At 66.6% G+C, this 12,057-nt stretch carries 11 protein-coding genes; 6 read left to right on the plus strand and 5 right to left on the minus strand.

From position 1 onward, the window contains the following. Window positions 1–4 precede the first annotated feature (4 nt). Both murA and AB4Z10_RS16515 read right to left on the minus strand, forming a co-directional pair. On the minus strand, window positions 5–1,294 hold the full coding sequence (gene murA, locus AB4Z10_RS16510; protein WP_441471466.1) for a UDP-N-acetylglucosamine 1-carboxyvinyltransferase: 1,290 nt from the start codon (window positions 1,292–1,294) through the stop codon (window positions 5–7). A 55-nt stretch (window positions 1,295–1,349) separates the two neighbouring features. Then, window positions 1,350–1,511 (minus strand): hypothetical protein, encoded by a 162-nt coding sequence (locus AB4Z10_RS16515; RefSeq protein WP_441471467.1) that lies wholly within the window; start codon window positions 1,509–1,511, stop codon window positions 1,350–1,352. 446 nt (window positions 1,512–1,957) lie between these two features. Here AB4Z10_RS16515 and AB4Z10_RS16520 point away from each other — a divergent pair, with 446 nt between their 5' ends. The 4 genes from AB4Z10_RS16520 (at window position 1,958) to AB4Z10_RS16535 (ending at window position 8,407) form a co-directional block, all read left to right on the plus strand. After that, complete coding sequence (locus tag AB4Z10_RS16520; RefSeq protein WP_441471468.1) at window positions 1,958–2,899, plus strand: enoyl-CoA hydratase-related protein; 942 nt, start codon at window positions 1,958–1,960, stop codon at window positions 2,897–2,899. A gap of 132 nt (window positions 2,900–3,031) precedes the next feature. Beyond that, window positions 3,032–5,362 (plus strand): putative bifunctional diguanylate cyclase/phosphodiesterase, encoded by a 2,331-nt coding sequence (locus tag AB4Z10_RS16525; RefSeq protein WP_441471469.1) that lies wholly within the window; start codon window positions 3,032–3,034, stop codon window positions 5,360–5,362. A gap of 103 nt (window positions 5,363–5,465) precedes the next feature. Beyond that, entirely contained in the window at window positions 5,466–6,917 is a 1,452-nt protein-coding gene (locus tag AB4Z10_RS16530) for an FAD-dependent oxidoreductase (RefSeq protein ID WP_441471470.1), read from the plus strand. Window positions 6,918–6,928: 11 nt separating this feature from the next. Then, complete coding sequence (locus AB4Z10_RS16535; protein WP_441471471.1) at window positions 6,929–8,407, plus strand: sensor histidine kinase; 1,479 nt, start codon at window positions 6,929–6,931, stop codon at window positions 8,405–8,407. Window positions 8,408–8,459: 52 nt separating this feature from the next. On the opposite strand, the gene AB4Z10_RS16540 is transcribed toward AB4Z10_RS16535, so the two are convergent. Beyond that, window positions 8,460–9,089 (minus strand): S24 family peptidase, encoded by a 630-nt coding sequence (locus AB4Z10_RS16540; RefSeq protein WP_441471472.1) that lies wholly within the window; start codon window positions 9,087–9,089, stop codon window positions 8,460–8,462. Between the two features lie 166 nt (window positions 9,090–9,255). On the opposite strand from AB4Z10_RS16540, the gene AB4Z10_RS16545 reads away from it, so the two are divergent. Next, complete coding sequence (locus AB4Z10_RS16545) at window positions 9,256–9,600, plus strand: DUF952 domain-containing protein (protein WP_441471473.1); 345 nt, start codon at window positions 9,256–9,258, stop codon at window positions 9,598–9,600. Continuing rightward, window positions 9,597–10,685, plus strand: coding sequence for a quinone-dependent dihydroorotate dehydrogenase (locus AB4Z10_RS16550; RefSeq protein WP_441471474.1), 1,089 nt, complete (start codon window positions 9,597–9,599; stop codon window positions 10,683–10,685). Before AB4Z10_RS16545 ends, AB4Z10_RS16550 begins: the two co-directional genes overlap by 4 nt. A 104-nt stretch (window positions 10,686–10,789) precedes the next feature. On the opposite strand, the gene AB4Z10_RS16555 is transcribed toward AB4Z10_RS16550, so the two are convergent. Both AB4Z10_RS16555 and AB4Z10_RS16560 read right to left on the minus strand, forming a co-directional pair. Further along, a complete protein-coding gene (locus tag AB4Z10_RS16555) occupies window positions 10,790–11,044 on the minus strand; it encodes a DUF6460 domain-containing protein (RefSeq protein WP_441471475.1) in 255 nt (84 codons plus the stop codon). A gap of 291 nt (window positions 11,045–11,335) precedes the next feature. Next, window positions 11,336–12,016 carry a response regulator gene (locus AB4Z10_RS16560; RefSeq protein WP_149130743.1) on the minus strand — a complete coding sequence of 227 codons (681 nt, stop codon included), beginning with the start codon at window positions 12,014–12,016 and terminating at the stop codon, window positions 11,336–11,338. Window positions 12,017–12,057: the final 41 nt, after the last annotated feature.

Consider the following 12,057-nt stretch of genomic DNA (forward strand, 5'->3'; position numbering starts at 1 on the left):
AGAATCAACTGCTGATGCGTTCCACCACCGCGCCGCAGCGCGTGAGCTTCGCCTCCAGCGACTCGAAGCCGCGGTCGAGATGATAAACGCGGTTGATGGTGGTGTCGCCCTCGGCGGCGAGACCGCCGATGACGAGCGAGACCGAAGCCCGCAGATCGGTCGCCATCACCGGAGCGCCGGTGAGCTTCTCGACGCCCTCGACATGGGCGACGTCGCCGTCGAGCCGGATCTTCGCGCCGAGCCGGGCGAGTTCCTGCACATGCATGAAGCGGTTTTCGAAGATGGTCTCGCGAATGCGCGAAGTGCCTTTGGCCTTCGTCATCAACGCCATGAACTGCGCCTGCAGATCGGTCGGGAAGCCGGGGAAGGGATCGGTGTCGATATCGACCGCCTCGATGCCGCGGCCGTTGCGACGCACGCGAATGCCTTCATTGGTCTCATCGATATCGACGCCGGCCCTGGTCAGCACGTCGAGCGCGGACTGAAGCAGATCGGCGCGCGCGCCTTCCAGCACGACATCGCCGCCGGTCATGGCAACCGCCATCGCATAGGTGCCGGTCTCGATCCTGTCCGGCAGCACGGCGTGATGCGCGCCACCGAGGCGGGACACACCCGTCACGACGATCTGCGAGGTGCCGGCGCCCTCGATCTTGGCGCCCATCTTGACGAGGCAGGCGGCAAGATCGGTGACTTCGGGCTCGCGGGCGGCGTTCTCGATCACAGTGGTGCCGTCAGCAAGGACCGCGGCCATCAAGGCCGTGTGCGTGCCGCCGACCGTGACCTTCGGGAAGACGATCTCGCCCCCCTTCAGCCCCTTGGGCGCACGCGCCAGCGCGTAGCCGTTCTCGATCGTGATCTCGGCTCCGAGCTTCTCCAGCGCCATCAGCAGCAGGTCGACCGGGCGCGTGCCGATGGCGCAGCCCCCCGGGAGCGAGACCTTCGCCTCGCCCATGCGGGCCAGGATCGGCGCGATCACCCAGAAGCTCGCCCGCATGGTCGAGACCAGTTCGTAGGGCGCGCAGGTATCGACGATCTGGCGCGCGGTCAGCGAGATGTTCTGGCCGGTCTCTGTCGACTGGCCGATACGCTTGCCGGCGACGGTGCGGTCGACGCCGTGGTTGGACAGGATGCGCGAGAGCGCGGTGACGTCCGAGAGACGCGGCACATTGGTCAGCGTCAAGGTCTCGTCGGTCAGAAGGCTCGCGATCATCAGCGGCAAGGCGGCGTTCTTGGCGCCCGAAATCGGAATAGCGCCATTGAGGCGCTGGCCGCCGGTGATGCGGATCTTGTCCATCGTCAGGTCCTGCTCGGCCGCACGGAAACCCGGCAGCCCAAATGAGTGAGGGAAGTCAGGACCGGGGAGGTTCGGCCTGAGTGGGCGGCACCGGCTTCTGAGAACCCACCTCCTCCGAGCGGCGAGCGCGAGCCTGGGCCTTTCGGCGCTTCAGGTTCTCGCGGAGCGCGGCGGCAAGGCGCGCCTGCTTCTCGTCCTCGGCTGTCTGGCGGGTCACGGCATCAGCTCGGTGGGTTTTGCAACTTGGCTGTTTGAACGCGGGAACGCGGCGAATTCGCGGCGCCATGGTTATCCCCACAGCGGGTTTCGGACAAGCGCCGCTGAACCAGCGCGCCGTTCCAGGATGCGGCAAAGCACTGTGCCATTCCGGATCAGGCAAGGCCGGGCTCGGAAATCCCTGAACTGATCATCCCGCAGGCGCCGCCGATCCCGGCAATTTCTTTCCCGATATCGCGCCCCCTCGAAATTTCCTGCCCCTCCCCGCTCCCTTCCGCAAGGGCCCGGCTCTTGCCTCGAGGGGGCCTGCACGGCCCCGAGATCGGTGGCATGACGCTTGGTCATCCGAAAAAGCTTAACGCTATTAACCATTTCCGGGAGTTTCCGTTTACAGTTTGTTAAGCTCGTTTAGTCTGCACGACATCAGGCAGTTCCGGGGGTGGCGTCGTGTTGCAGTCCTTGAAGATCGGAGCAGAAACCGTTTCGCCGGCCCTGCTCGAAAGCTGCGAGGTCATCGACGCGATCCGCTACAAGGCCGGCTTCCTGCCGGAGGTGGAGATCGCCTACGAGCCGGACATAAAGGCGCTCTGGGTCACGATCCGGCCCGAGCTGAAACCGGTCTTCACGCTGCAGCTGCTCGACAGCCTGGTGAAGATTCAGAGCGCGATCGTGGCCCTCTGGGGAGCGCCGGACCAATATCACCGCGCTCCGGTGCGCTTCCTCGCCTTCCGCGGCGCAGGCCCGTTCTTCACGCTCGGCGGCGACCTGGATTTCTATCTTGACTGCCTGGCCAAGAACGACCGCGCCGCGCTCGCCGAATATGCGCGTCTGTCAGCGGAAGGGGCGATCTGGAATTCGGGCGGCCTCAACGGGCTGGTCATCACCCTCTCGACCATCCACGCCAAGGCGATCGGCGGCGGCATCGACGCACCGCGCTCGTGCAACGTGATGATCGCCGAGGAGCAGGCCTCGTTCGTCTACCCCGAGATCAAGTTCAACCATTTCCCGATCACCGCCGTCGCGATCCTGTCGCGCCGGATGGGCCAGCGCGCGGCGGAGCAGATGCTGCTCTCCGGCGAGGAAATGAGCGCGCAGGAGTTCATGGCGGCGGGTGGGCTCGAGGCGGTCGTCCCGACCGGCACCGGCGAAGCCTGGATCCGCAAGTATTGCTCCGATGCCCTGCCGATCCACGCAGCCAAAACGGCGCTCTTCTCGGCCTTCAATCGCCGCTCCGGCGATCTGCGCGAAGAACTCGGCCATCTCGGCCAGATCTGGACCGACTGCATGCTGCGGCTGAGCCCGAGCGCGATCTCGAAGCTGCAGCGTATCGCGCAGACGCAGGACCGCATGTTAGCGCGCGTTTACCAAAGACACCTGGCGCCGGTCTGAATCGTACGGGATGGTCCCGTACGGCACTAGAGTCACACGAAGCATTTACCTCTGCTCCCATACAAACCTTTGATGATACGCTAGGTTTGGGCCTAGCGTGCATGATCGCGCTCGCGGCAAAGGCAGGAGTAGATGTCGGGCACGCTGAAGCGATTGATGGCCGCTGGCGGGCGCGAGAAGGCCGACGATGTCGACCTGACCGGCTACACGCTGCTGGTCAGCTCGCTTTTCTCGTCGCCAGCGTCGATCATCCCGGGCGGTATCGCCGGTATTCTCACCCCGTTCCTATGCTGGCTTTCGACCGGCATGGCGATCTTCATGGGCCTCACCCTGCTGGTGACGTTCATCGTCATCCTGCGCCTCCTGACCGTCATGGCCTATCGCCGACGGAACCACGCCAACGACAGTTACGCGCAGACGCGCCGCTGGGATCGCTACTACTTCCTCGGCGCCACCGTTTTCAGCGCCGTGCTGGGCTACAGCTGCTATGTCGCGCTGGTTCACACCAACGACCCGGCCGCGCACATCACGTCGGTCGCGTCCACCATCGCCCTGGCTTCCGGATACGTCGCGCGCAATGCGGGCCGCCCGAAGTTCGTCGCGGTGCAGCTCATGACCTTCTGCATCCCGATGGCGATCGGGCTGATCGCCGCGCAGAATCCCTATTACCGCTATATCGGCTATTTCGCTTTCCTCTACGTGGCCGCGAACATCGCGATCACCAACTCGCTGCATCGGAACCTGCTGGCTCTCAGCGATGCGACGAAGCATTCAAAGGCGCTCGCCTCCGCGCTGCATTCGCAGAACCTGACGCTCGACGCAGCCCTGAACACGATGATCGACGGGCTGGCGATGTTCGACCGCAATCTCAAGCTGGCGGTCAGCAACACGCCGCACAGCACGCTTTACGGCTTGCCCGAGACGCTCGCCCTGCCCGGCACGCCGTTGACGGCGATCGCGCGCTTCCTGGTTGAGCGGCAGGTGATCAGCCAGGAGCAGCTGCGCGATATCCGGATGGCCCTGACGACGGTCCAGAGCACCCAGCAGGCTGCGAGCCACGAGGTTGTGACGCGCAGCGGGCTCGTGCTGGTCGTGACCTTCGCGCCGGCGGCCGAGGGCGGCATCCTCATGCTGACCGAGGATGCGACGGAGCGGAAGGCGACCGAGGCGCGCATCGAGCAGATGGCGCGCTTCGACGAACTGACAGGGCTCGCCAACAGGTTCGAGTACAACACGCAGATCGCCGAGGCATTTGCACGGCTCGAGCGCACCGGCGAGGCCTTCGCACTGCTCTATCTCGACCTCGACGGCTTCAAGCAGGTCAATGACAGCCTGGGCCACGATATCGGCGACCATGTGCTGATGGAGACTGCGAGCCGCCTGCGCGGCGCGATCCGCAGCAACGACATGCTGGCCCGCTTCGGCGGCGACGAGTTCCTGCTGATCCTGCCCTCAGCCGAACACACCATCGTCACGGCGATCGCGCAGCGCATGATCAATGCGATGACCCGTGCCTTCGATGTCGAGGGCAAGACGGTCTATGTGACAGCGAGTGTCGGCATTGCCATGGCGCCGCACGACGGCACCAACCCGGCGGACTTGCTGCGCCATGCCGATACCGCCCTTTACAAAGCCAAATCGGCCGGTCGGAACACCCTGATGTTCTTTAACCCGACCATGGCCGAGGAGATGCTCGAGCGGCATGAGATCGAGGTCGATCTGCGCAAGGCCTGCGCGGATGGCACGCTCGAACTTTACTATCAGCCGATCATCGACCTGAAAACGCAGGAGATCGTCTCGCGCGAGGCGCTGATGCGCTGGCGCCATCCGACCCGGGGCATGGTGCCGCCCGGCATCTTCATTCCGATCGCCGAGCAGTCCGGCCTGATCGCGGCGATGGGCGATTGGGCGATCCGTCAGGCCTGCAAGGATGCGGCAAGCTGGGAGCCGGGCATCAGCGTCTCGGTGAACGTCTCGCCGCTGCAGTTCCGCGAGCCCCGCCGCATCGTCGAGACGGTCAAGAGTGCGCTGCTGACCTCCCATTTCGAATCCCGGCGGCTGATGCTCGAAGTCACGGAATCGCTGCTGATCGAGGACAACAAGCTGGCGCTTTCGGTCCTCGACGAGTTGCGGGCACTGGGCGTGACCTTCGCGCTCGACGATTTCGGAACCGGCTACTCCTCGCTCGCCTATCTCTCGACCTACCCGTTCGCGCAGGTGAAGATCGACCAGAGCTTCGCCCGCGAGGTGCACACCAACGAGGCTTCCAAGGCCGTCATCGAAGCCGTGTGCCAGCTCGCCCGCCGGCTCCATATGAACGTCGTGGTCGAGGGCATCGAAACCGAGCAGCAGCGCATCGCCGTCCAGCTTCTCGGGGCCCACCGTGCCCAAGGCTTCCTGTTCGGCCGGCCCGAACCTCTTACGACCATCAAGAGCAGAGGCGGCAACCGCAGCGTCGCTTGAAGGCCATGAGGGTGATCCCGCATGGCGGGGAGCGTGTAGGCCTTGATTCCGTCCGCCCGACAACGCATCAGCGATTGAGAACGAGAGCGAAGCGGGACATCCGGTGAGCGACGGCACGGCCAAGGCGGCGAACCCCGCCGCGTTGACACCCGACATCTGCGTGATCGGCGCGGGCGGCAACGGCATCGCGCTGTCGACGGCTGCCGCCGCCTTCGGCGTTTCCGTGGTTCTCGTCGAGAGAGGCGCGCTGGGTGGCAGTTCCGGCCCGCTCGCCATGAAGGCACTGATCGAGGCGGGAGCGGCCGCGCACACGATGCGCGAAGCCGGCCGGTTCGGTCTCAAGGCTGGCGATCCGCAGGCCAACCCGGCCCAGCTTCACGATCACATCCAGCGCGCGTTGGCAGCGGAGGCCGCGAATCACGCCGAGGAACGCCTGAAGGCCCTCGGGATCGTCATCGTGCGAGGTGAGGCGCACTTCGCCAGCCGCAGCACGGTCCGCGTGGGCGCACAAGCGATCAAGGCCCGACGTTTCGTCATCGCCACCGGCGCGTGGGCGCCTCGCCCCGAACTGCCCGGCCTCGAGACGGTGCAGGTGATCGACGTGGACGAGCTTTCCGAACTGACCCGCCTGCCCGAACGCCCTGTCGTCCTCGGCGGTGGCGCAAACGGTACGGCACTGGCGCAGGCCCTGCAGCGCCTCGGAAGCTCGGCGAGCCTCGTCGCCCCGGAAGGATTGCTGCCGGACCATGATGCGGAAGCGGCGCTTCTGGTTCGCCGGCGCCTGCTGCGCGAGGGGCTGGCCCTGCACGAGAGCAACGCTCCGGTCCGGCTGGAACGCAGCCGGACCGGCTTCCGCCTGGTTCTCGCTGGCGAGGGGAAAGAAACCGTCGTCGAGGGCTCGCATCTGCTGCTGGCCGGGCCGCGCAGGCCGGAGATCGCAGCACTTGATCTCGATCTGGGCGGTATCCGCCATGACGCCACCGGCATCGTCACCGACAAGGGCCTGCGCACGAGCAACCGCCGCGTCTATGCGCTGGGTGCCTGCGCCGGCGGAACCGCGGCGCCAATGACCGACCAGGCCGGCGACGACCATGTCGGCCTGATCCTGCGCAGCATTCTGTTTCGTCAGCCCGTGCGGACCGACGCGACAAATTTCCCGCGCGTCGCCTGGTGCCAGCCGGAAATCGCCGCGATCGGCCTTTCGGAAGCCGCGGCGCGCGCCAAGGCCGGCGCGATCCAGGTCCTGCGCTGGCCCTTCGCCGAGATTCCTGGGGCGCGAGCTGCCGACGAGAGCGAGGGCTTCGTCAAGCTCGTCACCGACAGGAAGGGCAGCATCCTCGGCGTCACCATCGTTGGGAAAGGCGCCGGCGAGCTGATTGCGCCGTGGTGCGTCGCCACCAAGGCCGGACTGACGATCGCCGACATGGCCTGGGTGGTGACGCCGGCGCTTGCCCGCTCGGACAGCTCGCGCAGGGCGGCGCTCTCGTTCCATGTCCCGTCGGCCACGAACCCTCGCCTGCGCCGGTTAATCGGCTTTCTGCGGCGCTTCGGTTAAGATTGGCGTCGATGCTTCAACCCGGCTTGCCCAGGAACGATCTGTCGATCAGTCAGCCGCGCGGTCTGACCCGTCTCGGCCTGTCGGCCAAATTGCTGCTCGTCACCGTGCTCTTCGTCATGCTGGCGGAAGTGCTGATCTACCTGCCCTCCATCGCGAATTTCCGGCGCAACTGGCTGCATGACAGGATCGCCGCCGCGCAGGTCGCCGCGCTGGTGCTGGAGGGCGCGCCCGAGGACGGGCTGCCGGAGGGCAGCGAGAACCGGCTGTTGATGGGCGTCGGCGCCCGGTCGATCGCTGCCCGTGTCGGCGGCGCACGCCGGCTGCTCAGCCTCGACTCGATGCCCCCGCCGGAAGTCTCCCGCTCGATCGATCTACGCAATCTCTCCTGGATCAACGCGATCGAGGAAGCGGTCGCCGTTCTGGTTTCCCCCGCCACCCTGCCAATCCGGGTGGTCGGCGAGGCGGTTGGCGGGGCCGATTTCGTCGAGATCGTCATCGACGAGGCGCCGCTGCGCCGAGCAATGCTCAAATTCTCCTGGAGCCTGCTGCTGATCTCGCTGCTGATCACCGGGCTGACGGCGCTCGCGGTCTATATCGCCCTCAACGCGCTGATCATCGGTCCGATCCGGCGTCTGGCGGCGAACGTGATGGAATTCGAGGCCGACCCGGAGAATCCGCAACGCATCATCGAACCGACATTGCGCGCCGACGAGATCGGCGAGGCGGAGCGCGCGCTCGCCCGCATGGAGGCAACGCTCGCCGACGAGCTTCGCACGAAAAAGCACCTCGCCGAGCTCGGCCTCGCCGTCTCCAAGATCAACCACGACCTGCGCAACATGCTGGCGGCTGCGCAGCTCATGTCGGACCAGTTGATAGAGACTCGCGACGCCAAGATCCGCCGCTTCGCACCACGGCTGATCGCGACGCTGGGGCGCGCCATCGAATTCTGCCAGGCCACCCTCGCCTATGGCCGCGCGGCCGAGGCAACGCCGGTCCTCCGCGAGGTCGCCCTGCGGCAGCTCGTCACAGAGCAGGCGGAGATGCTTGGCTTGCCGGGTGACGGGCGACTGCGCTTCGAGAACCGCGTCCCTGCCGAGCTGATCGCACCCTGCGATCCCGACCAGATGGCGCGGGTGCTGACGAACCTGATGCGCAATTCCGTCCAGGCTCTGACCCAGGCCGGGGCAGAAGCCGACGCCCAGCCCCTCTTGGCGGTGACGGCAGGACCCGTGAACGGCTCGGTGGCACTGCGTGTCATCGACAACGGGCCGGGCGTGCCGGAGCGCGCGCGGGCCAATCTCTTTCAGGCCTTCCGTGGCTCGGTGACGCCGGGGGGCACCGGCCTCGGCCTTGCCGTCGCAGCCGAGCTGGTCCGGCTGCATGGCGGCACGATCGAGCTCGAACCCTCCCTCGCCGGCGCCGTGTTCCGGGTCACCCTGCCGCTGCGGCGGAGCAACGGCCACGAGAGCACGCGCCGATCAGGTTGATTCAACCTGATCGGATCCACCTCCGGAATAATTGTTTGAGCAGGCTGGGCGCCTATTGGCTCGCCCAGATCACGCGTGCCATGAAGGCGATATCGGCGTGATTCAGCACGCGGTCGGGATGTTCGGGATTGAGAGAGGCGAGTTCGATCGTCTTAGCGGTCTGGCGCTTGAGCTGCTTGGCCAGCACCTCCCCCTCCACCGTCTTGACGACGACGCGGTCGCCGCGCCTCACCGTCGCGGTCGGCGAGACGATGATGGTGTCGCCGTCGCGATAGAGCGGCAGCATCGAATCGCCGGAAATCTCGAGCGCGTAGGCCTTCTCATCGGCCACGCCGGGAAAGGCGACCTCCTCCCAGCCCGTGCCGGCCGGAAAGCCGCCGTCGTCGAAGAAGCCGCCGGAACCTGCCTGGGCGAAGCCGATCAGTGGAATGGTGCGCGTCGGCGCGGGCTCCCGCCGCAATACGGCACTCATGAATTCGTCGAGGGAAGCGCCCGTGGCGGCGAGAATCTTGGCGATCGACTCGGTCGAGGGCCAGCGTTCGCGCCCGTCCGGCGCCACGCGCTTGGAGCGGTTGAAGGTGGTGGCGTCGAGGCCGGCCTTGCGCGCCAGCCCCGAGGCGGTGAAACCGTAGCGCTGGGCGAGCATATCGATCGCCCCCCAGATCTGGTCATGTGACAGCATCGCGCAGGCCTCGCATTGCTTTCGTCGCCGGGCGGGGATTGAATATAGGAAATATCCCCTATCATCTAAGATTTCAATCCAGTTCTCGCCGCAATCCGGCTAGCGCTTGCGGAATCCTCCTGCCAGGGATTAAGCCGGGGCCCAACCTGTTCCCGTGAGACTGCCGGTGCCTCTGATCTACAAGATATGCCCTGCCCCGCTCTGGCGTGAAGCGGAGCGGAATGGACGCTTCGATGGCGCGCCCGTCGACCTCGCGGATGGCTACATCCATTTCTCGACGGCAGCCCAGCTTGCCGAAACGGCGGCGAAGCACTTCGCCGGGCAGGACGGGCTCCTGCTTATCGCCGTGGATGATTCGCGCCTCGGCCCGGCATTGCGCTACGAGCCCTCTCGCGGCGGTGCGCTGTTCCCGCATCTTTACGCTGCCCTCGATCCGAAGGCCGTGCGCTGGATAGCGCCGCTGCCACTCGGGACCGACGGCAGACACACCGTCCCGGAGGATCTGGCATGATCGGCAGCCTGTTCAACATCGCCCGGCCGCTGATCCACCGCATGGATGCGGAGACGGCGCACCGGCTCGCCGTCACGGCGCTGGCCACGGCCCCCGCGCTGAAGCCGGGGTCGGACGACCCTGTGCTCGCGACGGAAGCCTTTGGCCTGACCTTCCCGAACCCCGTCGGGCTCGCAGCCGGCTTCGACAAGAACGCCGAGGCGATCGACGGCGCGCTGGGCCTGGGCTTCGGCTTCGTCGAGGTCGGCGGGGTGACGCCGCTGCCGCAACCCGGCAATCCGCGGCCGCGTGTCTTCCGACTGATCGAGGACGAAGCCGTCATCAATCGCTACGGCCTCAACAGCGAGGGCATGGAGGCGGTCGCCGCCCGGCTTGCGGCCCGGCGCAGCCGCGGCGGGCTGGTCGGCGTCAATCTCGGCGCCAACAAGGACTCTGCCGACCGTGCCGCCGACTACGCCACGCTCGCTCGCAGGCTGGCGCCGCTCGCCGATTTCCTGACGATCAACGTCTCCTCGCCGAACACGCCCGGCCTGCGCGACCTTCAGGCCGAGGCCGCGCTCGACGACCTCGTGGCGCGTACGCTTGCAGCACGGGACGACGTTGCCGGCAGCGGCCGGCGCACGCCGGTCCTCGTCAAGATCGCGCCGGACCTGACCATGCCCGAGCTCGACGGCATGATCGCGGTGGCCCGCAAGCGCGGCATCGACGGGATGATCGTCTCCAACACCACGGTCACGCGCCCGGCGAGCCTGCGCAGCGCCGCCAAGGGCGAAACGGGCGGTCTCTCCGGCAAGCCCCTCTTCACCGCCTCGACCCGCATCCTGGCCGAAGCCTTCCTGCGGGCCGAAGGACAGTTCCCGCTGATCGGAGTCGGCGGCGTCGACTCGGCCCAGACGGCCTTCGCCAAGATCCGCGCCGGCGCGACGCTGGTGCAGTTCTACTCGGCGATGGTCTTCAAGGGGCCGGGGCTGGCGAAGGAGGTCAAGGCCGGGCTTGCGACCCAGGCGCGACGTGCCGGCCTCACCCGCCTCACCGCCCTGATCGGGCGCGACGCGGCTGCGATCGCCCGCGGCGAAGGGCTGTAACCAGACGTCATGCTCGGGCTTGACCCGAGCATCTCGGAAACCCCTGACTTCTCATCATGCGTTTCTCGGGTCGAAGCGTCGCTTCGCCCGAGGATGACGGCAGCTTACTTCCGCGCCGCGAAGAGCCGTATCAGCAGCCACAGCGGCACGACGATCAGGGCGCCGGCGATGATCCACTGCCCGACCTCTCGCACCGCGCCGAAGCCTAGCCCGGTGATCGAGCGGACGAAGCGTGCCGCCGCCTCGTAGAGGCTCTGCGGCGAGAGGCCGAGGAAGGCCATCGCCGCCCCGACCAGCAGCGAAATGAAGATCAGGCGGACGAGCACGCTGAGCGGCGAACCGCCGAGAAACCGTTCCATGGAAGCGCTGGCCATCCTCTTGCGCCCCGCACATCTCCAGGGCGCTTCGTCATCGTCTTAACCTGAAATCCACCGCGCTTGAACGGTGTCTGAACGCTGTCCTCGATTTCTCGGAGACCATACTTGTCGGCATAAAGCACGGGTCATCCCGGACGCAGCAAAGCGGAGATCCGGGATCCATGCCTGAACCTTGATCGGAGGCGCTCCGCAATGGATCCCGGGCCTCCCTCCGGTCGCCCGGGATGACCCGGCGGATTCTCGAAGGCAGCTCAGCCTATCAGGAAGCGATCATCAAGCCGTGGCCGAGGCCCCGGCCGTCGCCCAGGCGGTGCCGGCGATCTTCGAGGCGGCGATGACCGCCTGAGTGCGGCTGTCGACATCGAGCTTGGTCAGGATCGCCGAGACATGGGCCTTCACCGTCGCCTCGGAGACGCCGAGCTCATAGGCGATCTGCTTGTTGAGAAGCCCCTCGGACAGCATCATCAGCACCCGCACTTGCTGGGGCGTCAGCGTCGAGAGACGGCGGACCATGTCGGCGACCTCGGCATCGACCGGCGCCGACAGGTCGACACCCGGCGGGGTCCAGACCCCGCCGTCGAGCACGGCCCGGATCGCCTCGCCCATCTGCGCGACATCGGCGGTCTTGGGCAGGAAACCGAGCGCGCCGAACTCGATGCAGCGGCGAATCACCGCCGGATCGTCATTGGCAGAGACGACGATTACCGGGATTTCCGGATGGTCGGCGCGCAGGAAGAGCAGGCCCGAGAAGCCCTGTACCCCCGGCATGGTGAGGTCGAGCAATACGAGATCGGCATCGCCGCCGCTGGCCAGGGCTTCGGTCAGCGCTTCCAGGGAGCCAACCTCGCTGACCTCGGCGCCGCCGATCGCATGCGAGACGGCCTGGCGCAGCGCGCCGCGAAACAGCGGGTGATCGTCCGCGATGACGATCCGCGTCGAAGGCTGCTTGCTCATCGCCACCACTCCCTAAGCCCCCGCATCGGTCTGTCCGAAAA

Origin of the sequence: Allobosea sp. RAF48, assembly GCF_052114025.1 — a bacterium.
Taxonomy (GTDB): Bacteria; Pseudomonadota; Alphaproteobacteria; order Rhizobiales; family Beijerinckiaceae; genus Allobosea.